Origin of the sequence: Roseomonas sp. CECT 9278 (genome assembly GCF_918698155.1) — a bacterium.
Classification (GTDB): domain Bacteria; phylum Pseudomonadota; class Alphaproteobacteria; order Acetobacterales; family Acetobacteraceae; genus Neoroseomonas.
Genome location: NZ_CAKKLX010000002.1, coordinates 136,172 through 157,682 on the forward strand (window position 1 = coordinate 136,172; position 21,511 = coordinate 157,682).

Annotated in this window: 23 protein-coding genes; 13 read left to right on the top strand and 10 right to left on the bottom strand. The window is 71.7% G+C overall.

The genetic code is table 11. The features are described from left to right. The first annotated feature begins 33 nt into the window (after positions 1-33). Positions 34-1,239, top strand: a complete 1,206-nt coding sequence (locus LQ222_RS02020) for a CaiB/BaiF CoA-transferase family protein (RefSeq protein ID WP_230164144.1) — start codon at positions 34-36, stop codon at positions 1,237-1,239. Positions 1,240-1,267: 28 nt separating this feature from the next. Then, positions 1,268-2,104, top strand: coding sequence for an alpha/beta fold hydrolase (locus LQ222_RS02025; RefSeq protein ID WP_230164145.1), 837 nt, complete (start codon positions 1,268-1,270; stop codon positions 2,102-2,104). Here LQ222_RS02025 and LQ222_RS02030 read toward each other — a convergent pair. The 7 genes from LQ222_RS02030 to LQ222_RS02060 all read right to left on the bottom strand — a co-directional run bounded on the left by LQ222_RS02030 (position 2,098) and on the right by LQ222_RS02060 (position 9,872). After that, the gene (locus LQ222_RS02030; protein ID WP_230164146.1) at positions 2,098-2,892 is read right to left on the bottom strand and encodes an SDR family NAD(P)-dependent oxidoreductase; all 795 of its coding nucleotides are present in this window, start codon (positions 2,890-2,892) and stop codon (positions 2,098-2,100) included. The genes LQ222_RS02025 and LQ222_RS02030 overlap by 7 nt on opposite strands. Before the next feature lie 92 nt (positions 2,893-2,984). Beyond that, on the bottom strand, positions 2,985-3,302 hold the full coding sequence (locus tag LQ222_RS02035; RefSeq protein ID WP_230164147.1) for a hypothetical protein: 318 nt from the start codon (positions 3,300-3,302) through the stop codon (positions 2,985-2,987). Then, positions 3,295-4,350 carry a porphobilinogen synthase gene (gene hemB / locus LQ222_RS02040; protein ID WP_230164148.1) on the bottom strand — a complete coding sequence of 352 codons (1,056 nt, stop codon included), beginning with the start codon at positions 4,348-4,350 and terminating at the stop codon, positions 3,295-3,297. The genes LQ222_RS02035 and hemB overlap by 8 nt, the downstream gene beginning before the upstream one ends. Beyond that, on the bottom strand, positions 4,347-5,672 hold the full coding sequence (locus LQ222_RS02045; RefSeq protein ID WP_230164149.1) for an O-acetylhomoserine aminocarboxypropyltransferase/cysteine synthase family protein: 1,326 nt from the start codon (positions 5,670-5,672) through the stop codon (positions 4,347-4,349). Before LQ222_RS02045 ends, hemB begins: the two co-directional genes overlap by 4 nt. A gap of 320 nt (positions 5,673-5,992) precedes the next feature. Continuing rightward, positions 5,993-8,332, bottom strand: coding sequence for a glycosyltransferase family 4 protein (locus tag LQ222_RS02050; RefSeq protein WP_230164150.1), 2,340 nt, complete (start codon positions 8,330-8,332; stop codon positions 5,993-5,995). Then, positions 8,322-9,275 carry a glycosyltransferase family 2 protein gene (locus LQ222_RS02055; RefSeq protein WP_230164152.1) on the bottom strand — a complete coding sequence of 318 codons (954 nt, stop codon included), beginning with the start codon at positions 9,273-9,275 and terminating at the stop codon, positions 8,322-8,324. The genes LQ222_RS02050 and LQ222_RS02055 overlap by 11 nt, the downstream gene beginning before the upstream one ends. Positions 9,276-9,287: 12 nt before the next feature. Continuing rightward, positions 9,288-9,872, bottom strand: a complete 585-nt coding sequence (locus tag LQ222_RS02060) for a hypothetical protein (RefSeq protein WP_230164154.1) — start codon at positions 9,870-9,872, stop codon at positions 9,288-9,290. 78 nt (positions 9,873-9,950) lie between these two features. Between LQ222_RS02060 and LQ222_RS02065 the strand changes: the two genes are divergently transcribed. After that, positions 9,951-10,946, top strand: coding sequence for a hypothetical protein (locus tag LQ222_RS02065; RefSeq protein ID WP_230164155.1), 996 nt, complete (start codon positions 9,951-9,953; stop codon positions 10,944-10,946). 34 nt (positions 10,947-10,980) lie between these two features. Here the strand turns inward: LQ222_RS02065 and LQ222_RS02070 are convergent, their stop codons facing one another. The 3 genes from LQ222_RS02070 to LQ222_RS02080 form a co-directional block, all read right to left on the bottom strand. Next, on the bottom strand, positions 10,981-11,592 hold the full coding sequence (locus LQ222_RS02070) for a class I SAM-dependent methyltransferase (RefSeq protein ID WP_230164156.1): 612 nt from the start codon (positions 11,590-11,592) through the stop codon (positions 10,981-10,983). A 96-nt stretch (positions 11,593-11,688) separates the two neighbouring features. Then, on the bottom strand, positions 11,689-12,636 hold the full coding sequence (locus LQ222_RS02075; RefSeq protein WP_256443981.1) for a DUF6492 family protein: 948 nt from the start codon (positions 12,634-12,636) through the stop codon (positions 11,689-11,691). Next, positions 12,633-13,436, bottom strand: a complete 804-nt coding sequence (locus LQ222_RS02080; RefSeq protein ID WP_230164158.1) for a hypothetical protein — start codon at positions 13,434-13,436, stop codon at positions 12,633-12,635. The genes LQ222_RS02075 and LQ222_RS02080 overlap by 4 nt, the downstream gene beginning before the upstream one ends. 104 nt (positions 13,437-13,540) lie before the next feature. On the opposite strand from LQ222_RS02080, the gene rpiB reads away from it, so the two are divergent. Genes rpiB through thiL form a run of 10 tightly spaced genes read left to right on the top strand, consistent with a single transcriptional unit; the run spans position 13,541 to position 21,302 of the window. Beyond that, on the top strand, positions 13,541-14,002 hold the full coding sequence (rpiB, locus tag LQ222_RS02085) for a ribose 5-phosphate isomerase B (RefSeq protein ID WP_230164159.1): 462 nt from the start codon (positions 13,541-13,543) through the stop codon (positions 14,000-14,002). Further along, positions 13,999-15,333 carry a serine hydroxymethyltransferase gene (glyA, locus tag LQ222_RS02090; protein ID WP_230164160.1) on the top strand — a complete coding sequence of 445 codons (1,335 nt, stop codon included), beginning with the start codon at positions 13,999-14,001 and terminating at the stop codon, positions 15,331-15,333. The genes rpiB and glyA overlap by 4 nt, the downstream gene beginning before the upstream one ends. Positions 15,334-15,336: 3 nt before the next feature. Continuing rightward, on the top strand, positions 15,337-15,792 hold the full coding sequence (nrdR, locus tag LQ222_RS02095) for a transcriptional regulator NrdR (RefSeq protein ID WP_230164162.1): 456 nt from the start codon (positions 15,337-15,339) through the stop codon (positions 15,790-15,792). Between the two features lie 11 nt (positions 15,793-15,803). Then, on the top strand, positions 15,804-16,472 hold the full coding sequence (locus LQ222_RS02100) for a zinc metallopeptidase (RefSeq protein ID WP_230164163.1): 669 nt from the start codon (positions 15,804-15,806) through the stop codon (positions 16,470-16,472). Positions 16,473-16,522: 50 nt separating this feature from the next. Further along, positions 16,523-17,623: a bifunctional diaminohydroxyphosphoribosylaminopyrimidine deaminase/5-amino-6-(5-phosphoribosylamino)uracil reductase RibD gene (gene ribD / locus LQ222_RS02105; RefSeq protein ID WP_230164165.1), complete on the top strand. Its 1,101-nt coding sequence runs from the start codon at positions 16,523-16,525 to the stop codon at positions 17,621-17,623. Next, a complete protein-coding gene (locus LQ222_RS02110; protein WP_230164167.1) occupies positions 17,623-18,234 on the top strand; it encodes a riboflavin synthase in 612 nt (203 codons plus the stop codon). Before ribD ends, LQ222_RS02110 begins: the two co-directional genes overlap by 1 nt. Next, the gene (ribB, locus tag LQ222_RS02115; protein WP_230164169.1) at positions 18,231-19,364 is read left to right on the top strand and encodes a 3,4-dihydroxy-2-butanone-4-phosphate synthase; all 1,134 of its coding nucleotides are present in this window, start codon (positions 18,231-18,233) and stop codon (positions 19,362-19,364) included. The genes LQ222_RS02110 and ribB overlap by 4 nt, the downstream gene beginning before the upstream one ends. Next, complete coding sequence (gene ribH / locus LQ222_RS02120; protein ID WP_230164170.1) at positions 19,361-19,846, top strand: 6,7-dimethyl-8-ribityllumazine synthase; 486 nt, start codon at positions 19,361-19,363, stop codon at positions 19,844-19,846. The genes ribB and ribH overlap by 4 nt, the downstream gene beginning before the upstream one ends. Then, positions 19,843-20,337 (top strand): transcription antitermination factor NusB, encoded by a 495-nt coding sequence (gene nusB / locus LQ222_RS02125; RefSeq protein ID WP_230164171.1) that lies wholly within the window; start codon positions 19,843-19,845, stop codon positions 20,335-20,337. Before ribH ends, nusB begins: the two co-directional genes overlap by 4 nt. After that, a complete protein-coding gene (thiL, locus tag LQ222_RS02130; RefSeq protein WP_230164172.1) occupies positions 20,334-21,302 on the top strand; it encodes a thiamine-phosphate kinase in 969 nt (322 codons plus the stop codon). The genes nusB and thiL overlap by 4 nt, the downstream gene beginning before the upstream one ends. Positions 21,303-21,511: the final 209 nt, after the last annotated feature.

The window sequence follows — 21,511 nt, forward strand, 5'->3', positions numbered from 1 at the left end:
ACTAAGCCTGCCCGCGAGCCAAGGGAGTTCCGCATGACCAGCCCCGCCGGCCCGCTCACGGGTCTTCGCGTCCTCGACCTCACCCGCGTCCTGGCCGGGCCGACCTGCACGCAGATGCTGGGCGACCTGGGTGCCGAGGTGATCAAGATCGAGCGCCCCGAGGCCGGCGACGACACCCGCGGCTTCGCCCCCCCGTTCTGGCCCGAGACGAAGGAATCCGCCTACTTCCTCGGCGTGAACCGCAACAAGAAGTCGGTCACGCTGGACATGGCCAAGCCGGAGGCGCAGGCGATCCTGCACCGCCTGCTGGAATCCACCGACATCCTGGTGGAGAACTTCAAGGTCGGCGCGCTGGCGAAATACGGGCTGGGCTGGGAACAGCTCTCGAAGAAGTATCCGCGGCTGATCTATTGCTCGATCACCGGCTTCGGGCAGACCGGCCCCTATGCGCCGCGCCCGGGCTATGACGCGCTGATCCAGGCGATGGGCGGCGTCATGTCGCTGACCGGCGAACCGAACGGCTCCCCGCAGAAGGTCGGCGTGCCGGTCGCGGATTTGTTCGCCGGGCTGTATGGCTGCATCGGCATCCTGGCCGCGCTGAACCACCGCACCGCGACCGGGCAGGGGCAGCAGATCGACATCGGCATGCTGGACACGCATGTGGCCTGGCTGGCCAACCAGGGCATGAACTACCTGTCCACCGGCGAGAACCCGGCGCGGCTGGGCAACCAGCACCCGAACATCAGCCCCTACCAGGAATTCCCGACCAAGGACGGCTACATCATCCTCGCGGTCGGCAACGACCCGACCTTCGAACGCTTCTGCAAGGCCTTCGGGCAGGACCACCTGTTGGCCGACGAACGCTTCTCGACGAACCCGAAGCGCGTGGCGAACCGCGACCTGGTGACCGCCACCCTCACGCCCGTGATGAAGACGCGCACCACCACCGAATGGGTCGATGCGCTGGAAGCGCAGAAGATCGGCTGCGGCCCGATCAACACGCTGGCCGACGTGTTTGCCGACCCGCATGTGCAGGCGCGGCAGATGACGCTCGAGATGCAGCACGGCTCCGGCGCGACCGTGAAGGTCATTGCCAACCCGGTGAAGCTCAGCGCGACGCCGCCGACCTATCGTATCGCGCCGCCCGTGCTGGGCGAACATACGCAGGAGGTGCTGTCCGGCCTGCTGGGCATGACGGCCGAGGAGATCGCCGCGCTGCGCGCCAGGGCGATCCTGTAGCCGGCCCCGCCGGCGTGAGGAGCAAGTGATGCGCCCGGGCGCGGTTCGGTGGCTTTCGCCGGTCGGCTACTTCACCCTGCGCTGGTGGGAATGGGGGCCGGCCGACGGCGCGCCGGTGGTCTGCGTGCATGGGCTGACGCGCACCGGGCGCGACTTCGACGCACTGGCCCAGGCGCTGGGCGCGGCCGGGCGGCGGGTGATCTGCCCCGACCTGCCCGGGCGCGGCGCGTCGGACTGGCTGCCGGCGCCGGCGCTCTATCAGCCGCCCAGCTATGTCACCGCGCTGTCCTACCTGCTGGCGCGGCTGGATGGCCCGGTGGACTGGGTCGGCACCTCGCTGGGCGGCATCTGCGGCATGGCGGTCGCGGCGACGCGCGGCAACCCGGTCCGCCGCCTGGTGCTGAACGATATCGGCGCCACCATCCCGCAGGCGGCCATGGCGCGCATCGTCGACTACATGGCCACGCCGCCCCCGTTCTTCGCCGATGTCGCGGCGCTGGAGGCGCATCTGCGTCGCGTCCATGCGCCTTTCGGCGCGCTGACCGACGCGCAGTGGCGGCACCTGGCGGAGACCTCGGCCCGGCCGGTCGATGGCGGCGTGGCGCTGCACTACGACCCCGCCATCGCCGACCCGATCTGCGAGCAGGAGCCCGAGGCGGTGGACATGCGGGGCCTGTGGAACATGGTCCGCCAGCCCGTGCTGCTGATCCGCGGCGCCGAGAGCGACCTGCTGCTACCCGGGACGGCGCGCATGATGGCCGAAGCCGAGCATGTGCGGCTGGTCGAGATCGCCGGCGCCGGCCATGCCCCGGCGCTGATGGACCCGGCGCAGATCGCGCTGGTGGCGGGGTTCCTGGATCAATAGCCCGGGCGCGGCACCAGCCCCATCATCACCTGGTCGAGCCCGCCATCCACCAGCAGCTCGGCGCCGTTCACATAGGCGGCGCGCGGGCTGGCCAGGAAGGCCACGGCATCGGCGATGTCCTGCGGCGTGCCGACGCGCCCGGCCGGCACCAGGGCGGAGCGCCGCTCCAGCACGCCGGGCGCCTGGTAGAAGGCCTCCGACAGCGCGGTGCGGATCAGACCGGGGCTGACCACGTTGCTGCGGATGCCCTCGGCGCCCCATTCATCGGCCATCTGGCGCGACAGCATCGCCACGCCGGCCTTCGATGCGCTGTAGGCGCCCGAGCGCGGCTGCGGGTTCGATGCGGCGATCGAGGCGATGTGGATGATCGCGCCGCCGCCCTTGGCCAGCATCTGCGGCCGCACCGCCTGCGCGCAGGCGAGGTAGCCGGTCAGGTTCACCGCCATCAGCGCGTTCCATTGCGCGATCGGCAGGTCCGCCAGCGCGCCGGGCCGCAGGATGCCGGCATTGTTCACCAGGATATCGGCATCGCCCAGCGCGGCGCGCGTCGCGGCCAGCGCGGCGGCGATGCTGGTCTGGTCGGTGGTGTCGCAGGCGGCGGCGACCGCCGTGGCACCGCCGGCGCGCAAGGTGGCGGCGCGGGCCTGCGCCGCCGCGCCATCGAGGTCGAGCAGCGCCACGGCCGCGCCCGCCCGCGCCAGTTCCGCCGCGATGGCGCCGCCGATGCCGCCACCCGCGCCGGTGACGATCGCGACGCGCCCCGCGAGCCCGAGCCAGTCCTGCGTCATGGTGGTGATCCTCCCGGCGCGAGCCTCGCGCGCGGGAGGGCCGGCGTCCAGCGGCAGCGTCACGGGCGGCGCGCGCCGCCCGCCGGGTGGGGTCAGCCGCGCCCGAGGCCCAGCCGGCGCCGCAGCTTCTGCCAGGCCGACAGCGTATCGGCCGGGGCGGCCGGCAGCGGCGGCAGGCGGTCGGCGCTGCCCGCGCCCAGCACCGCGACGCGCCGTTCGCGCAGCGCCGCCAGGCGCCGCCAGGCGCGGGCCTGGTCGGGCGATCCGGGCGGGGTGCGGCGCCAGGCGATCAGCGCCTCGACCTCCGCGCGATGCAGGCGGATCGCCAGCACCTCCGGCGCGTCGTCGCGGTCGGAGGCGCCGTGCCAGGGGCGGCGCAGCGCCTCCTCCGGCTTGCGGGCCTCAGCCATGGCGCAGCCGCTGCGCGGCCTCCACGGCGAAATAGGTCAGCACGCCATTCGCCCCGGCGCGCTTGAAGCCCATCAGGCTCTCCATCATCGCGCGATCCTGTTCGATCCAGCCATTCTGCACGGCGGCCATGATCATCGCGTATTCGCCGCTGACCTGATACGCGAAGGTGGGCACCGCGAAGCGGTCCTTCACGCGGCGCACGATGTCGAGATACGGCATGCCCGGCTTGACCATGACCATGTCGGCCCCTTCCGCGAGGTCGAGGGCGACTTCGCGCAGCGCCTCGTCGGAATTGGCCGGGTCCATCTGGTAGGTCTTCTTGTCGCCGCGCAGCGCCTTGCCCGAGCCCAGCGCATCGCGGAACGGTCCGTAGAAGGCGCTCGCGTACTTGGCGGCGTAGGACATGATGCGCGTGTCGATGAAGCCCTGCGCATCCAGCGCGCCGCGGATCGCGCCGATGCGGCCATCCATCATGTCGGACGGCGCGATCACGTCGATGCCGGCCTCGGCCTGGTTGACCGCCTGGCGCACCAGGATGGCGACGGAATCGTCGTTGTGGACGTAGTCGCCGGTGCGGGTTTCGCGCAGCACGCCGTCATGGCCGTGGTCGGTATAGGGGTCGAGCGCGACATCGCCGACCAGCCCGACCTCGGGGAAGTGCTTCTTCAATTCGCGCGCCGCGCGGCAGATCAGGTTGTTGGCGTTCAGCGCCTCGGTGCCCTCGGCGTCCTTGGCCTCGGGCGGGGTGACGGGGAAGATGGCGATGGCGGGCACGCCGAGCGTCGCGGCGCGCTCCACATGCTTCGCGACGCGATCCACCGTCACGCGCACCTGGCCGGGCATGGAGGCGACGGGGCGTTCCTCGTTGGAACCCTCGATGACGAAGATCGGCCAGATCAGGTCGTCGACCGACAGCGTGTTCTCGGAGACCAGCCGTCGCGTCCATCCGTCGCGCCGGTTGCGGCGCAGCCGCACGGTGGGGTAGGCGCCCGGGGTGTCGGGCGCCTCGATGCTGAAGGGAGCGCCCTGGCGGCGATCGGCGTTCATTCGGCGGCCGCCTTCATGGACGGGCCGCTCGCCGCCGCCAGCGCCTGGTCGAGGTCGGCCAGGATGTCGTCGATATGCTCGATGCCGATCGACAGGCGGATATAGCCGGGCGAGACGCCGGACGCCGCCTGGTCGGCCTCGTTCAGCTGGCTGTGCGTGGTGGTGGCGGGATGGATCGCGAGCGAGCGCGCGTCGCCGATATTGGCGACGTGGTAGAACATCTGCAGCGCCTCGATGAACTTCTGGCCGGCGTCCTTGCCGCCCTTCAGCTCGATGCCCATCAGGCTGCCATAGCCGCCGCGCAGCGTGGCGTCGGCGCGGCGCTTCGCCTCGCCGGTCATCAACGAGGGATGGATCACGCGCGCCACCGCCGGGTGCTGTGCCAGGTGCGCGGCGACACGCAGCGCGTTCTCGCAATGGCGTTCGATGCGCAGCGGCAGGGTTTCCAGCCCCTGCAAGGTCAGGAAGGCATTCATCGGCGCCATCGGCGCACCGAGGTCGCGCAGCAGGATCACCCGCATGCGGATGATGTAGGCGATGGGCCCCAGCGGCTTCACGGCCTGCGTCCAGACCGCGCCGTGATAGGAGCTGTCGGGCTTGTTCAGCGTGGGGAAGCGTTCGGGGTGCGCCTCCCAGTCGAAATTGCCGCCATCGACCACCACGCCGCCGATGCTGGTGCCATGCCCGCCGATCCACTTGGTGGTGGAGTGCATGACGATGGCCGCGCCGAGCGCCAGCGGCTTGCACAGCACGGGTGCTGCGGTGTTGTCCATGATCAGCGGCACGCCGATCTTGCGACCCAGCGCGGCCACTTCCGCGATCGGGAAGACCTGCAGCTTCGGGTTGGGCAGGGTTTCGGCGTACCAGCAGCGGGTGCGCGCATCGGTGGCGCGCACGAAGGCCTGCGGGTCGGTGGGGTCGACGAAGCGGACCTCGATTCCGAAGGTCTTGAGCGTGTTCGCGAACAGGTTCCAGGTGCCGCCGTACAGGTCGGTGGAACTGACGATGTTGTCGCCGGCCTCGCACAGGTTCAGCACCGCGAAGGTGGTCGCCGCCTGGCCCGAGCCGAGGGCAAGCCCGGCCACGCCGCCTTCCATCGCGGCGATGCGCTTCTCGAGCACATCGACGGTCGGGTTCATGATGCGGGTGTAGATGTTGCCCATCTCGGCCAGGCCGAACAGCCGCGCCGCGTGGCCGGTGTCCTGGAACTGGAAGGAGGTGGTCTGGTGGATCGGCACCGCGACCGAGCCGGTGGAGGGGTCCGCCCGCCAGCCGGCGTGCAGCGCGATGGTCTCGGGGTTGGTCCAATTCGGCGCGGACATGGGGGACCCTCCGTTGGTGGCGTTTTCCTGCGCATCAAGTGCCACGGGTTCGGGGGCGGCGAAAGCGAAATGCGGGACCGGCGGGCGCATCATCCGTTCAACCGCCACCAGCCGGGCGGCGAAGGCTGCGCGCGCCGGCGTGAACGGCGGATCGATCGACCGGATCCCGACCGGATGGACGGACGCGGCCGGCCAGGATGCGCGCAACAGCGCGGCGCCGGAGGCAGTGGCGCGCGCCGGGAGGCGTGCGGGCGGGCCGGGCGGATCGGCACGCGCGGCGCGGCGCGATGGCGTTCGCGGCGCTGGCCGCGGCCCGCGCCTCAGGCGGCGACCAGGCGCCCCAGCTCGCCCCACAGCCGCGCCCAGCCGGCATCGCGCCCGTATTCCTCGGGCGCGCCCGTATTGGGCGGCACCGTGCCGTCGCGCCGGTCCAGCAGCGACAGCACCAGCGCGGTCGAGACGAAGCCCCGCGTGCGATACGACATGGCCGGCGCGGTCGGGACCACCGCCGGCGCGCTGTCGTCGCCGAAGCGCAGATGCGCGATGCCGGCGCGCAGCGCGACCTCGCGCGCTGGCAGCGCCGCGCGCGGGCGGCCGTGTTCCAGGATGAAGGCGGGGCGGCGCGTGGCCCAGCTGGCCGGGGCGAAGAAGGCCGCGAGCGGCGCGCGCGTCACGGCCTCGGCGCGCACCGCGAGCGGACCGCTGGTCGGCCAGGCCGGCGGTGTCGCGGCGGGCGGGCAGAACAGCGTGACCTCGCGGCCCAGCAGGCCGGTCAGGCAGGCGAGCACCGGCAGGATGTCGCGCGCCGCCACATCGGCGCAGATCAGCGCGACCGGGCCGGGCGGGCTGCCGCGCAGCGCCGCCAGCAGGCGGCTTTCCTCGCCGCGCCAGAGCAGCGGCGCCAGCACGCGCTCGGCGCCCGCCGCGCGCATCACCACGGCGGCATCGTGCGAGGGTGTTTCCTCGAGCAGCAGGAAGCGCGGGAAGGCGCGGGCCAGGGCGGCGACGTCCAGCGGGTCCGGCAGCCCGCCATCGAGCGACAGCGCGCCCAGGTGGCAGGTGCCCAGGCGGGTCCGCACGGGCACGCAGGGCAGGTGGTCGGGCATGGCCGCGAACCAGGCCATCAGGTGCGGTTCGTGCAGCAGCGCGCCGAGGCTCGCCAGGCGCGGTGGCGCGTCGTCGAACAGGATCTCGGCGATGTCATCGGGCAGGGGGGCGGCGCGCGGATCCACCACGGCGCGCCCGCGCGCGGCCAGCAGGCGCAGCGCCGCCGGGTCCGCCGCCGTCGCTTCCCCGGCGAAGTGGAACACCACCGGCGCGCGGAAGCCGGCATAGCGCGCCGCATCCAGCAGGTGGTCGAAGCCGAGCGCGCCGAGCCGCGCCTGGTCGAAGCGCAGCGACACCACGACCGAGGGCGGTAGTTGCCCGGCGCGCCGGCCGGCATCGGCCAGCGTATCCGCGATCCCGGCGGCGGCTTCATCGACCGAGCGGCGCGACGCCTCGGCCAGCGTGTCGAGCGCGGCGGGGTCGCGCACCAGGCGATGGATGGCGCGCATCATCGCGTCGAAATCGGCGCATTCGTGGAAGGGGTGGGTGGCGACGTAGCCTTCGAAGGCATGGACATGGCTGATCAGCGGCTTGCCGCGCGACAGTGCCTCGCCGACCTTGATCTTGAGGCCGGTGGAGAAGGCCAGCGGCGCCAGCACGGCATCGACCTGGTCGTAGAGCTCGTCCATTTCCTCGACCCGGCCGAGCAGGCGCAGGTAGGGCAGGCGCAGGCCTTCCAGCAGGTCGCAGACCGATCCGCCGACCACGATCTCGATCGGCAGCAGGGTGCGCCGCAGGTAGGCGTCGGCGGTCTTCAGGAAGCCGCGGATGTTGCTGGCGTTGATGTTGTTGCGCCCGCCCACGATGCCCAGCCGCAGCACGCCGGCGGCGCGATCGGGGGCGGCCGGCGCGGCCGCCGTCACGGCGGGTGGTGGCGCGGCGCGCAGGGGTTCGGCGTGCAGCAGCGTGCGGACCGGGCGCGCGGTGATGGTGCGGAAGAATTCCGCTTCCTGGTCCTTGATGGCCCAGACCAGGTCGGCGCGGTCCAGTGCCAGGCGTTCCTGGTCCTGCGTGGTGTGGAAGTATTCCGGCGGCAGGCCGTTCTGCGCCAGCAGCGCGCGGCGGTCGGAAAACCGGTCATGCGTGTCGAGGATGCGCAGCACCCCGGCCGGCGCGTGTTCCAGCGCCTTCGACAGCCAAGTGTAGTTCACCAGCAGCGCGTCGTAGCGCCCGACCTTGAACAGCCAGTCGAGCATCTGGCCGATCGCCGGGTCCCACCAGTCATCGGCGGCGTGATCCTCGCCTTCCGAGGGGCGGGTGTGCAGCGGGCGGGTGACGGGGCAGGTGAAGACCTCGTCCCATTGCCGCGCCATCTCGGCCAGGGCGGCGCGCGGCAGGCGCACGCGCCATTCGTCGTCGGACGGGTAGTGCAGCAGCGACACGCGCGCGCCCTCGCGCTGGAGGGCGCGGTTGACCTGCACGATGCGGTTGCGGTTGCCCAGCGTGATCGGCCAGGTCGGCACCGGGGAGAGCACCAGGACGCGCAGCCCGTCCCAGGCGCCGGGCGGCGCGGGGGGCGATGGCGCGCCGCCGCCGGGCGCGTCAGAGGTCATCGCGCTCATCGAGGCCCGCGAGCAGCGCGGTGACGGCGTTGTAGACGGCCGAGACCTGCCAGCGGAAATCCGGCGCCGATGCCTGTTCCAGCGCCAGCCCGCGCATGGTGCGGTCGGCCGGGTTCTGTTGCAGCAGGAAGCCCTTCACCGCGCCCCAGGCTTCGTCGCGCTTGGCCAGGCGCGCCTTGGGGTCGCGCAGGTAGTCCGACACCGCCTGCCAGGCGGCGCGGCGGCGGAACCAGCGCTGCGTCAGCCGGTCGGGATCGACCCAGTGGTCCACCGCCGCCAGCGGGTCGTAGGCGACCTGGCCGCCCAGCGCGCGGATGCGGTCGGTCACCGCGGTCTCCTCGGCCGACAGCAGGCTGGCGCCGCCGCCGGTCCGCCCGAGCGAGGTGTCGAACCAGCCGGCCGCCGCCAGCGCCGAGACGCGAAACGCGATATTCGCGCCGGCCACCCATTCGCCATCGGCCAGCAGGCGGCGGTGCGGGCCGAGGTCGACCACGGTGATGTCGCCCAGCATCTCGTCGGCCAGCCAGTCGGGGCGCGGCGCGCCCCACCAGGGGCGGATGCGCCCGCCCACCACCTGCACGGCGGGGCCGAACTGGTCGAAGCAGCCGGCCACGTTCTCGAGCCAGACCGCATCGGCGCGGGCATCGTCATCCAGGTAGGCGACCAGCGGCGCGCCGGCCAGCCGCGCGGCGACGTTGCGCGCATTGGACAGGCCCGGGCGCGGTTCGTGGTGCCAGACCAGGTTGTCGTGGCCGGCGAAGGCCGCGGCTTCGCGCGCCGAGCGTTCGGGATCGGGCGAATTGTCCACCACGACGACCTGGAAGGCGTCGCGCGGGAGGGACTGCGCGAGGGCGGAATCGATCGCGCCGGGCAGCAGGTCGTAGCGTTCGTAGGTGCAGATCGCCGCGGTGATGCGGCGTGCGGACACGGTCATGGGCCTGAATCCTCAGGCCGGTTCGATGCGCAGGCGCTGGAATGCCACGCCGAGCACGCGGCGGTCGGCGGCACCGCGCGCGGCAGGGGAATGCAGGTGCGGCACGCGCAGGGTGATGCGTGTCGGCCCGTTGCCCGGGCGGGTCGCGATGGGCTCGGAGCGCAGCAGCTTGTCCTTGCCTTCGCGCGCCAGCGGATAGGCGGTGCCGTCGACCTCGATGGCGAGTTCGCCGGCATTGGCGGGGGTGCCGAAATGGAACAGGCGCAGCGTGGCGACCAGCGGGATGGAGCGGTCGACCCAGGTGTCGAAGCCGACATCCTGGGCGGGGCCGGTCCAGCGGAACGCGCCCTCGGGGCCCCATTCGAGCTGGTAGAAGCCGTCCTGCACCGGCAGCAGCTGGTCGGCGGCGATGTCGAAATGGTCGGGCAGGGGAAGGGTGGCGGCGGGCCCGGGGGCGGGCCCGGGGGGCTGGTCCAGGGCCGCGTCGCGCAGCTGCAGGATGCGTTCGTAGGAGTCCATGCGGGCACGCAGGTCGGCGACCTCGGCGCGCAGGGCGGCGAGGTCGGGGGCGGCCTCGTACCCGCCATCGGTGGTCACTGACATATCCTGACCTTGAGCCTTTGCCTATTGCCACGCGACGGCGCCATGGGGTGTTTAGATCAGCGAAGGGCCGCCTTGAAGCCTCAACCCACCCCATCGGCCGACGCCAGCCCCGCATCCAACGACGGCGCGCGACAGGATCGCACAATGCACGAGATTCACAATTCCGCGGCGCTGCGCGTCTATTGGTCGGGCGGCGTTGGTGATGCCGTCGTGGTCACGTTCTCGCATGTGGGCCATGGCGATGCCGATGGTGAATTTTTCGCCAGGACCGTGGTCGAGAAGCTGGGCCTGCCGGCGATCGGCATCGTCGATCGGCATGACGCATGGTTCCCGGCCGAGGCCATGCGGGCCGCGATCGGGGAGATCCGTGCGCGCATCGCGGCGTTCCGCGAGGTCGTGCTGTTCGGGTCTTCGATGGGTGGCTACGGAGCGTTGCGATGGAGCCGGGACCTTCAGGCGACGACGGTCATCGCATGGGCGCCGCAATGGTCCATTTCGCCCAACGACGTCGGCGATGCTGACCGGCGGTACCGGCGCTTCTACGTGCCCGGCCTGCATGACGGCATGGCGGTCACGCACGACGCCGTGGATGGCCGGGCCTTCGTTTTCTTTGACCCTTGCGAACCGCCGGATCGCTTCCAGGCGGGGCGTCTCGCCGCGGTCGCGCCGGACCGTGTCAGGCTGGTGCCGATGCCGCGCCTTGGCCATGAGGTCGGGCACGCCTTCGCAGCCTCGGCCACGATACGCGACCTGATTTCCGTATGCAGGCACGGCAGCGCCGGCGAGGCGGTCGCTTTCGCGCTCGGCGCCAGGCGGCGTTCGCCGCGGCGGGTGGTGGGGGTGTCCTGCGCGTTGCTCGATCGTCGGGCTGCTTGCGCCCATCGGCTGTTCGAGGCGGTGGAGCACCGCCTGCCCGAGAACCTCCGGCTGTCCTGGATCGAGGCGGCCGCCGATGCCGCGCATCGCGCCGACGACCGCGTGAGGCTCGCGGCTCTCGTGGCGAAGGCGACGGGCTTCGCGCGAACCGCCCCCGAGCGGGTCCAGCGGTTGGTCGAACGCCTGGGATGATGCCCGGCGCGCGACCACGCGCCGGCGCCCGTGGTCAGTCGAGGCGCCAGACGCCGATGAAGCGGTCCGTCTGGTTGTTCTCGGCCGGATCGGGGAGCATCTCGATCGGCGGTCCGAGATCGAAGGGTGCCTTGGCCAGGTTCACCTGCCGGTAGTGACCCGGGGCGATATCGCGCTGATTGTCGGCATTGATGAAGGTCGTCGCGAGGATATAGGTCATGCCCGCGCGCCTGCAGTTCGCGATCGCGGACAGGCACAGCGGCAGGGGCAGATGGATCATCATGTCCCGGCAGAACCACGCATCGGCCTGGGGGAAGGCGTCCGAGGTGGCGTCCAGGTGGACGAACCGCCGCAGGTCGTTGCCATAGGTTTCATTGTTCTTGTCGATGAGGTCGGCAACGATGTCGCCGCCGATGTAGCGCACGCCGGCGGGGAAATCGACCAGTCGCATCCAGTTGAAGTCGCCGCATGGCGCGTCGAACAGCGTCTGGACGCGAGGGTTCCGCGCCAGCCACGCGCCCAGGTTTTCGCGGATCGCGACCGTCGTGGCGAGTTCCGACCCGCGGCCGCTGACGCTTTCCTCCGAGCCCCACCAGCCGGAGCGGAAGATGCGGGTAAACGTCTCTTCGAGCGTTGGCTTGTTCACCAAGAGGTCCTCGTCCAAGGGGGGGCACAGACCGCGCGAGCGGGAAGCGCGGACGAGGCGCGGCGGATGTCGCGCCCCGGCCTGCTGAGGCCCGGCTCATGCACCGTAGGGTGGCCGCAGGAAGACCTCGGCTTCCTCACGCTGGGCAATGAGGCCGCGATCAACCCAGAAATCGGTGACCCGGTCCCGCTGCGCCTCGTTCAGCAGCCCGACGGCCGCATGATGGATGGCGAAGCTGAGCGTGTGGGGCTGGCTCGCGGCGAACAGCACCGAGCCGAAGCGGTTGTGGTCCAGCACCTTGTCCTTGAACAGGATGGCGCTGTTGGGCCGGTCGCCGAAGACATAGCGCGCGCCCAGATCGCCCTGCGAGCGCAATTGACAGGCAGCGATGAGGAAGAATTCCGTCATCCTGCAGTCGGAAGCCAGGAACGTCTCGTGGAACTCGGCCCCGAACCTGACATACAGGGCGTCGAGGCATTCCCGGATATCGGCGACCGGGAACGCCATCGGTGTCACCGTCGGGGTCCAGTGGTCGATATGCGGTTCGACCGGGACATCGAAGGCGGCGACGGATGCGCGGAAATACTGCTCCATGTGCCCGCGGTGGTGGGATCGCCAGGTCCGCAGGCGGCCATCGGGTGCGCGGTAGCTGTCCGCCGCGATGGGGCGGATGAAATGGTTCTTCGAATCGAGCACGAGGACATCGCCCTCGGCGAGGTGCCGCGACGCGAGCAGCTTGAGCAGCTGCTGCGAGCGCCAGCCGTGGCGCCAGTGCCGCGGTTGCGCCAGCTCGTCGCGATGCATGAGCGTGACGCTGCGCGCATGCGCGCCGTATTCCGGGCGGACCTGCGCGTCGAACTGATCGCGGAACGGCGCCATGGCCGGTTCGTTGCAGATGACCACGATGGCGCCGGCGTGGCTGGGGTCGAGGAAACGCGCCACCGAACGCGCCTGCAGCCGCAGCGCGGCCAGCTCCGGCGTGTGGGTGATGGTGAGAAGGTGCAGCGGTCGCGCAGGGCCGAGGACGGGTATCGGATCCGTCATGCCGGCGGTTCCGGAAGATCGCCGTCGACATCCAGCGTCAGCAGGTCGGCGATGTCCTGGAAATTCGTGATGATCGTCTCATAGGCCGGGGTCGTCTTGATGAAGAACGACTTGATCTCCGTGACGTGCGAATGGGTCAGGGAGCCCAGCAGGCTCCAGCCCGGCGAGGGCACCGACAGCAGGTCCTCGTAGTGCAGTTCGGCATGGTGGTTGCCCTCGATCCATGTCCGGCACAGGTTGATGGACTGCCGCAGCAGGCGTGCGCGTTCGATCAGCAGGTCCCGGTCGATGTCGATCTGGATGGTCTGCAGTTCCTCGGTGGAGGAGGCGCGCCAGACACCGGTGGCGCTTGCGTACATGTTGGAGATCACGGTTTCGAACACACGCCGGCGCACCAGGTGGATGATCGGAATGCCGCGTGACTTGGCGATGTCGAACAGCAGCGGTCGTGACAGGACATCCCACCAGCCGCTGGTGAAGTTCATGAGGTGCCCATACTTGATGTCGAGGATCATCGGCGGGGCAACGCTGGCGCCGATATCGAGGCAGTGATCAAGATAGGCATTGATCAACTGTTCGGTATTCCTGACGGACGGGACGAACATCTCCGGATGCGCCAGCAGGTAGTCGCGGCGAAAGGCGAAGAAGTTCAGCGTGTCGCCCGGTTCGGGGTCGACCGATGCATTGGCGACCTCGCCGAAGGCGCGGCCCGCCCGGTTCTGGTTGATGACCGACCGAACGTAATGCGTGCCGGACCGCTCCGCGGCGACAAGGATGGCCAGTTTTTTCTGATCAGACATTCCGTAAGGCTATCCCAGTTCGCTTCCTGATCGGTTAGGTCTCGGCCCGCGGCGCGGGCGACATCGGGTCAGCTGCGGCGCCGCCAGCATGACGAGGCTTCACCATGGCCGGCGCGATCGCGCTCCCCCTCGCTTCCGACCACGCCGGCCTCCCGCTCAAGCTCGCCCTCAAGGCAGCCCTCGAGGCGGAAGGCCACACCGTCGCCGACCTCGGCACCCACGGTCCCGATTCCGTAGACTACCCGGACTTCGCCGCCAAGGTGGCCGAGGCCGTCGCCGCCGGCGCCGCCCCCTTCGGCATCCTGGTCTGCGGCACCGGCATCGGCATGGCGATCGCCGCCAACCGCCACCCCGGCATCCGCGCCGCGGTGCTGCACGACTCGACCGAGGCGCGCCTCACCCGCGGCCATAACGATGCCAACATCGCCTGCCTTGGCGCCCGCACCATCGGGGTCGAGACCGCGCTCGACGCCGTGCGCGCCTTCCTGTCCACCCCCTTCGAGGGCGGGCGCCATCAACGGCGGGTGGACAAGCTGAGCCCCCCCGGCGCAAAACCCGGCGCATGACGCGCCCCGCCCCCGCCCCGACCCGCTCCCCCGACGGCGCCGCGACCGGCTCCGCCCCCCCCGCCGGCTTCTTCGGCGCCACCCTCGCGCAGGCCGACCCGGCGATCGCCGCCGCGGTCGCGCAGGAACTGACGCGCCAGCAGGATGGCATCGAGCTCATCGCCAGCGAGAACATCGTCTCGCGCGCCGTGCTCGAAGCCCAGGGGTCCGTGCTGACCAACAAATACGCCGAGGGCTATCCCGGCCGCCGCTATTATGGCGGCTGCGAGGCGGTCGACATCGCCGAGCGCCTGGCCATCGAACGCGCCTGCCAGCTGTTCGGGGCAGGCTTCGCCAACGTGCAGCCGCATTCCGGCGCGCAGGCCAACCAGGCGGTGTTCCTGGCCCTGATGCAGCCGGGCGACACCTTCATGGGCCTCGATCTCGCCGCCGGTGGGCACCTGACGCACGGCTCGCCGGCCAACCAGTCGGGCAAGTGGTTCAAGCCGGTGCCCTATACGGTGCGGCGCGAGGACCAGCGCATCGACATGGCCGAAGTGCGCCGCATCGCCCTGGAATCGAAGCCCAAGGTGATCATCGCGGGTGGGTCTGCCTATGCCCGCGCCTGGGATTTCGCCGGCTTCCGCGCCATCGCGGACGAGGTGGGCGCGTATTTCATGGTGGACATGGCGCATTTCGCCGGCCTGGTCGCCGGCGGCGCGCATGACAGCCCGGTGCCGCATGCCCATGTGGTGACCACCACCACCCACAAGACGCTGCGCGGCCCGCGCGGGGGCATGATCCTCACGAATGACGAGGCGCTGGCGAAGAAGTTCAACTCCGCCGTCTTCCCGGGCCTGCAGGGCGGGCCGCTGATGCATGTCATCGCCGCCAAGGCGGTGGCCTTCGGGGAGGCGCTGGAGCCGGGCTTCAAGGCCTATGCCGCGCAGGTCGTGGCCAATGCCCGGGCGCTGGCCGAGGAACTGAAGGCCCAGGGCCTCGACCTGGTGACCGGCGGCACCGACAACCACCTGCTGCTGGTCGACCTGCGGCCCAAGAAGCTCAACGGCAAGGTCGCCGAGGCGGCGCTGAACCGCGCCCACCTGACCTGCAACAAGAACGCCATTCCCTTCGATCCCGAGAAGCCGATGGTGACCTCCGGCGTCCGGCTGGGCACCCCCGCCGGCACCACGCGCGGCTTCGGCACGGCGGAATTCCGCCAGGTCGGCCGGCTGATCGGCGAGGTGCTGGACGGTGCCGCAGCCGCCAATGCCGAAGGCGGCAACAGCGCGGTCGAGGCCGCGGTGGCGGCCAAGGTCCTGGAGCTCTGCCGCCGCTTCCCGGTCTATTGACCGATGAAATGCCCCTTCTGCGGTTCCGAGGACACGCAGGTGAAGGACAGCCGTCCGGCCGAGGACAGCGCCGCGATCCGGCGGCGCCGCGCCTGCCCGGCCTGCGGCGCACGCTTCACCACCTTCGAGCGCGTGCAGCTGCGCGAGATCACGGTGCTGAAAACCGACGGCCGCCGCGTGCCCTTCGACCGCGAGAAGCTGGCGCGGTCCGTGCGCGTCGCGCTCCGCAAGCGCCCGGTCGATGAGGACCGCATCGAACGCCTGGTGAATTCCATCCAGCGTCGCCTGGAAACCGAGGGCGAGACCGAGATCCCGTCCCGCAAGATCGGCGAATTGCTGATGGAATCGCTGCGCGAGCTCGACCAGGTCGCCTATGTCCGCTTCGCCAGCGTCTATCGCAATTTCAGCGAGGCGAAGGACTTCCAGGCCTTCCTGGGCGAACTCGGCCAGAAGGACTGACGGCGGGCGGCATGGTCGTCATCGGCGGCGTCATCCTGCTGCTGCTGGTCTTCGGGCCCATGGCCTATGTGAAATGGGCGATGGCGCGCCATGGCGCGGATCGCCCCGACCTGCCGGGCACCGGCGGCGAATTGGCCCGCCACCTGCTGGACCAGGCCGGGCTGCCGCAGGTGGGCGTGGAGCCGACCGACCAGGGCGACCACTACGATCCCGGCGCGCTGATGGTGCGGCTGTCGCCGGAACACCTCGATGGCCGGTCGGTCACCGCGGTGGCGGTGGCGGCGCATGAGGTCGCGCACGCCGTCCAGCATCGCGACGGGGCGCCGCTGTTCAACCTGCGCCTGGCGCTGGCGCGCATCGTGGGACCGCTGCGGATGGTGGCGATCGCGCTGATGACGGTGCTGCCGCTGGTCGGCGTGGCGACCGGGGCGGGGCACCTGGTGCTGCCCTCGATGCTGCTGGCGCTGGCGGTGTTCGGGCTGTCGGTGGGCTTGCAGCTGGTCACGCTGCCGCTGGAATTCGATGCGTCCTTCGGGCGCGCATTGCCGGCGCTGCAGGCGGGCGGCTACCTGGCGGAGCGTGACCTGCGCGCCGCCCGCACGGTGCTGAAGGCGGCGGCCTTCACCTATCTGGCGGGGGCGCTGCTGTCGCTGCTGCAATTGGCGCGCGTGGTGCGCTGACCCCGCCGGCTTGCCGCGCGCCCGCCGCCGCGCGACAACCCGGCGCCCCGATGTCCGACGACCTGTCCCACATGCGCGCCGCCCTGGCGCTCGCCCGCCGCGGCCTTGGCAATGCCTGGCCGAACCCCGCGGTCGGCTGCGTGCTGGTGCGCCATGGCCAGGTGGTCGGGCGCGGCTGGACCCAGCCCGGCGGGCGCCCGCATGCCGAGACCGAGGCGATCCGCCGCGCCGGCTCGAAGGCCCGGGGTGCCACCGCCTATGTCACGCTGGAACCCTGTTCGCACCACGGCCGCACGCCGCCCTGCTGCGATGCGCTGGAAGCCGCCGGCATCGCCCGCGTGGTGATGGCCATGCGCGACCCCGACCCGCGGGTGAATGGCCGCGGCCTGGAGCGCCTGCGTTCTGCCGCCATCCTGGTCGAGGAAGGCCTGTGCGAGGCCGAGGCGCGCGCGCTGAACGCCGGCTTCTTCCGCCGCATCGAGGCCGGGCTGCCGGTGGTCACGCTGAAGCTCGCCTCCACGCTGGATGGGCGCATCGCCACCGCCGCCGGCGAATCCCGCTGGATCACCGGGCCGCAGGCGCGGCGCGAGGTGCATGCAATGCGCGCCCGGCACGACGCCATCCTGGTGGGGTCCGGCACCGTGCTGGCCGACGACCCCGACCTGACCTGCCGCATCCCGGGCATGGAGCGCGCGCCGATGCTGCGCGTGGTGGCCGATGCCCGCCTGCGCACGCCGGTCGCCGCGCGGCTGGTCGCGACGGCCGGCGTGGCGCCCAGCTGCATCATCACCGCGCCGGGCCATCCGCCGGCCGCGCTGGCGCCCTACATCGCCGCCGGCGTCGCGGTGCAGACCGTGGCCCCCGATCCCGCCGGGGGTCTCGACCTGCGGGCGCTGCTGGGCGCGCTGGCGCGGCGCGGCGTGACGCGCGTGCTGGCCGAGGGCGGTGCCGGGCTTGCCGCCGGCCTGCTGCGCGCCGGGCTGGTCGATCGCCTGGCCTGGTTCCACGCGCCGGGCATCATCGGCGCCGAGGGCTGGCCGGCCGCCGAGGGCTTGCGCCTCGCGGCCCTGGCGGCCATGCCACGCTTCCGCAGGGTGGCGGTCCGCCCCCTGGGCGCCGATATCCTGACCGAATTCGAGGAGAGCCCCTGATGTTCACCGGGATCGTGACGGCGCTTGGCAGCGTGCGCGACATCCTGCCGATCGGCGGCGGCCACGACCTGCGCCTGGTGATCGGCACCGACCCGGCCTTCCTGGCCTCGCCGGCCCCGGCCGTGCTGGGCGCTTCCATCGCGTGTTCGGGGGTGTGCCTGACGGTGGTGCACCTCGCCGCCGATGCCTTCAGCGTGGATTGCTCGGCCGAGACGGTGGCGAAGACGACCGCCGGCAGCTGGAAGCCCGGCGCGCGCATCAACCTCGAACGCCCGCTGCGCGTGGGGGATGAGCTGGGCGGGCATATCGTCGCCGGGCATGTGGATGGGGTGGGGGAGGTGGTCTCCGCGACGCCGGAGAACGCCTCGGTGCGCTGGCGCTTCCGCGTGCCGCACGACATCGCGCCCTATATCGCGCCCAAGGGGTCGGTCGCGATCGATGGCGTCTCGCTCACGGTCAACGAGGTTGACGGGGAGGTCTTCGGGGTCAACATCATCCCGCACACTGCCTCGATCACCACCTTCGGCACGCTGCAGCCCGGCGACCGGGTCAACATCGAGGTCGACACGATGGCGCGCTATGTCGCGCGGCTGCGGGAGTACCAGCGTTGAGCGCGACCACCCAGACCGTCCGCACGTCGTTCTCCGACTTCCTCTCGCCCACCGAGGAACTGCTCGAGGAAGCGCGGCGCGGGCGCATGTTCATCCTGGTCGATGACGAGGACCGCGAGAACGAGGGCGACCTGGTCATCCCCGCGCAATTCGCGACACCGGATGCCATCAACTTCATGGCGCGCTTCGCCCGCGGGCTGATCTGCCTGGCCATGACGCGCGCGCGCGTCGAGCAGCTCGGCCTGCCGCTGATGGCGCAGTCGAACGGCACCCGCCACCAGACCGCCTTCACCGTCTCCATCGAGGCGCGCGAGGGTGTCACCACCGGCATCTCCGCCGCCGACCGGTCGCGCACCGTGGCGGTCGCGATCAACCCGGACCTCGGGCGCGAGCACATCGTCACCCCGGGCCATGTCTTCCCGCTGGTGGCGCGCGAGGGCGGCACGCTGGTGCGCGCCGGCCATACCGAAGCCGCGGTCGATTTCGCGCGCATGGCGGGGCTCAACCCGTCGGGCGTGATCTGCGAGATCATGAACGACGACGGCACCATGGCGCGCATGCCCGACCTGGTCGCCTTCGCGCAGCATCACGGCCTCAAGCTCGGCACCATCGCCGACCTGATCGCGCATCGCCGCCGCACCGAACGCCTGGTGCAGCGCGTCGAGGACAGCACCCTGCCGCAGGCGATCGGGGGCGACTGGCGCGCCGTGGTCTATGCCAGCACGGTCAGCCCCGGCGAGCACCTGGCGCTGGTCAAGGGCGACATCACCGGCGCGGAACCCGTCCTGGTGCGCATGCACGCGGCCTCGTTGATCAACGACCTGGTGGCCGGGCGCACGCTGGGCGAATTGCATGGTGCCATGCGCATGATCGCGAAGGCCGGGCGCGGCGTGGTGGTGCTGCTGCGCGATGGCCGCGCCGATGGGCTGTCCGACCAGATCCGCCGCGGGCGTGGCCGCACCGTGGCGCCCGAATTGCGCGACTACGGCATCGGCGCGCAGATCCTGTCCGACCTTGGCCTCAGCCGCATCATCCGCCTGTCCAACAACCCCCGCCCGATCGTCGGCCTCGAAGGCTATGGGCTGGAGGATGTCGAGACACGCCCCATCGAATCGGATTCCAACGCGTGAGCACCCTTGATTCCCCCGAGCGCGGCCCTGCCACGCTGGCCGGGCCGGCCCCGCGCATCCTGGTGATCGCCGCACCCTATTACCGCGACGTGGTCTACGGCATGCGCGACGGTGCCGAGCGCGTGCTGGCCGACGTGGCCGCCAGCGTCGATATCGTCGAGGTCGCCGGCGCCTATGAACTGCCCGCCGCGCTGGCGATGGCGCTGGCCTCCCCGCGCCGGTGGGATGGCTTCCTGCTGCTGGGCTGCGTCGTGAAGGGCGAGACCGACCACTACAGCTTCATCTGCGACGCCATCTGCCATGGCGTGATGGAACTCTCGACCAGGCACGCCGTGCCGGTCGGCTTCGGCCTGCTGACCGTGGACAACCTGGCGCAGGCCGAGGCCCGTTCGTTCGGCGACCGCATGAACAAGGGGGCCGAGGCCGCGTACGCCGTGCTGGGCCAGATCGACCTCGCGCGCGGCTGGAGCGTGGCGGGATGAGCCAGCGCCAGACCCCGGCCGGCCGCCCGCGCACCGGCGCGCGCGTCGCCGCCGTGCAGGCCCTGTTCCAATCCGAGCAGACCGGCGAGAGCGCCGAGACGGTCGCCGACCAGTTCATCCGCCACCGCATCGGCGCCGGCGAGGGTGCGGAGGCCTTCGAGGATGGCGGCGTGCCGCTGGCGAATATCCCGCTGTTCCAGGCCATCCTGGGCGCCGCCGCCAAGGGCAGCGAGGCCGGCGATGCCGAGATCCGCGCGCATCTGAGCAAGGACTGGACGCTGGAGCGCCTGGACCCCGTGCTGCGCGCGGTGCTGCGCGCGGCGGCGGCGGAATTGCTGGCGGGCCGCGAACCGCCGGCGCGGGTGGTGATCAACGAATACCTCGATGTCGCGCGGGGGTTCCTCGATGAGGAGACGGCGCGCTTCGCCAATGGCGTGCTGGATGCCATGGCCCACGCGCTGCGCCCGCAGGAGTTCGGGGCCGCGCGGTGAGCCTGCCGGCGGAATTCGCGCTGATCGCCCGGCATTTCCGGCCGCTGGCGGGGCAGGGGGCGCTCGACCTGGCGGATGACGCGGCGGTGCTGGACATCCCGGCCGGGCGGCGGCTGGTGATCGCCGCCGATGCGATGGTCGAGGGCGTGCACTACCTGCCCGACGACCCGCCCGAGACCATCGGGCGCAAGCTGCTGCGGGTGAACCTGTCGGACTTGGCGGCGATGGGTGCGGCGCCGCTCGGCTACCTGATGACGACCACCTTCCAGCGCGGCGTGGGCGATGACTGGATCGCCGCCTTCGTGCGCGGCCTGGCCGAGGACCAGCGGGAATTCGGCCTGCATGTGCTGGGCGGCGACACCACCGTGACGCCGGGGCCGACCTGCCTGTCGCTGACCATCCTGGGCACCGTGGCGCCGGGGGCGGTGCTGCGGCGCGCCGGCGCGCGGCCGGGCGACGATGTCTGGGTGTCGGGCACGATCGGCGATGGCGCGCTGGGGCTGCGCGTGCTGCGCGGGCAGGTGCCGGGGGATGCCGAGGGGCATCTGGCGTCCCGCTACCGCCTGCCGCGGCCGCGCCTGGCGCTGGGGCAGGCGATTGCCGGGCTGGCGCGGGCGGCGATGGATGTCTCGGACGGGCTGGTGCAGGACCTGGGGCATCTGTGCCGGGCCGCCGGCTGCGGGGCCGAGGTGGAGGCGGATGCCGTGCCGCTGTCGGCCGCCGCGCGGGCGCTGGTGGCGAACGAGCCTGGCCTGCTGGCGGGCCTGCTGACCGGCGGGGACGACTACGAATTGCTGTTCGCCGCGGCGCCGGAGGCGGCGGATGACCTGCGCGCGGCGGCCGGGCGCGCCGGCACGCCTGTCGCGCGGATCGGCCGCATGGTGGCGGCGGCGCCGGAGGTCCGGGTGCGCGATGGCGCCGGCGCGCTGCTGGAGATCGCGCAGGGGGGCTGGAGCCACTTCTGAGGCCGCGCGGGGGGCGCGCTGTTCGGCGCGGGCCGGGGCGCCGCGCGGGCCTGCGGCATGCGCGGGTTCGGATGATGATGCTGCGCGAGGAGCGCGCGTGAGGCTGTCGCGCGAGGAGCGCGCGTGAGGCTGTCGCGCGAGGAGCGCGCGTGAGGCTGTCGCGCGAGGGGCGTTCCCGGGGTGGTCGCGCGGAAACGGCGCCCGAGGCT

Bases quoted from the DNA above. Each gene is read 5' to 3' on its own strand.
- LQ222_RS02110 (WP_230164167.1), top strand. From the start codon at position 17,623: ATGTTCACCGGGATCGTGACGGCGCTTGGCAGCGTGCGCGACATCCTG.
- LQ222_RS02055 (WP_230164152.1), bottom strand. From the start codon at position 9,275: ATGACCGTGTCCGCACGCCGCATCACCGCGGCGATCTGCACCTACGAA.
- LQ222_RS02075 (WP_256443981.1), bottom strand. From the start codon at position 12,636: ATGACGGATCCGATACCCGTCCTCGGCCCTGCGCGACCGCTGCACCTT.
- hemB (WP_230164148.1), bottom strand. From the start codon at position 4,350: ATGAACGCCGATCGCCGCCAGGGCGCTCCCTTCAGCATCGAGGCGCCC.
- rpiB (WP_230164159.1), top strand. From the start codon at position 13,541: ATGGCCGGCGCGATCGCGCTCCCCCTCGCTTCCGACCACGCCGGCCTC.
- LQ222_RS02020 (WP_230164144.1), top strand. From the start codon at position 34: ATGACCAGCCCCGCCGGCCCGCTCACGGGTCTTCGCGTCCTCGACCTC.
- nusB (WP_230164171.1), top strand. From the start codon at position 19,843: ATGAGCCAGCGCCAGACCCCGGCCGGCCGCCCGCGCACCGGCGCGCGC.
- nrdR (WP_230164162.1), top strand. From the start codon at position 15,337: ATGAAATGCCCCTTCTGCGGTTCCGAGGACACGCAGGTGAAGGACAGC.
- LQ222_RS02035 (WP_230164147.1), bottom strand. From the start codon at position 3,302: ATGGCTGAGGCCCGCAAGCCGGAGGAGGCGCTGCGCCGCCCCTGGCAC.
- LQ222_RS02080 (WP_230164158.1), bottom strand. From the start codon at position 13,436: ATGTCTGATCAGAAAAAACTGGCCATCCTTGTCGCCGCGGAGCGGTCC.
- LQ222_RS02050 (WP_230164150.1), bottom strand. From the start codon at position 8,332: ATGACCTCTGACGCGCCCGGCGGCGGCGCGCCATCGCCCCCCGCGCCG.
- LQ222_RS02045 (WP_230164149.1), bottom strand. From the start codon at position 5,672: ATGTCCGCGCCGAATTGGACCAACCCCGAGACCATCGCGCTGCACGCC.
- glyA (WP_230164160.1), top strand. From the start codon at position 13,999: ATGACGCGCCCCGCCCCCGCCCCGACCCGCTCCCCCGACGGCGCCGCG.
- LQ222_RS02100 (WP_230164163.1), top strand. From the start codon at position 15,804: ATGGTCGTCATCGGCGGCGTCATCCTGCTGCTGCTGGTCTTCGGGCCC.
- LQ222_RS02030 (WP_230164146.1), bottom strand. From the start codon at position 2,892: ATGACGCAGGACTGGCTCGGGCTCGCGGGGCGCGTCGCGATCGTCACC.
- LQ222_RS02025 (WP_230164145.1), top strand. From the start codon at position 1,268: ATGCGCCCGGGCGCGGTTCGGTGGCTTTCGCCGGTCGGCTACTTCACC.
- ribD (WP_230164165.1), top strand. From the start codon at position 16,523: ATGTCCGACGACCTGTCCCACATGCGCGCCGCCCTGGCGCTCGCCCGC.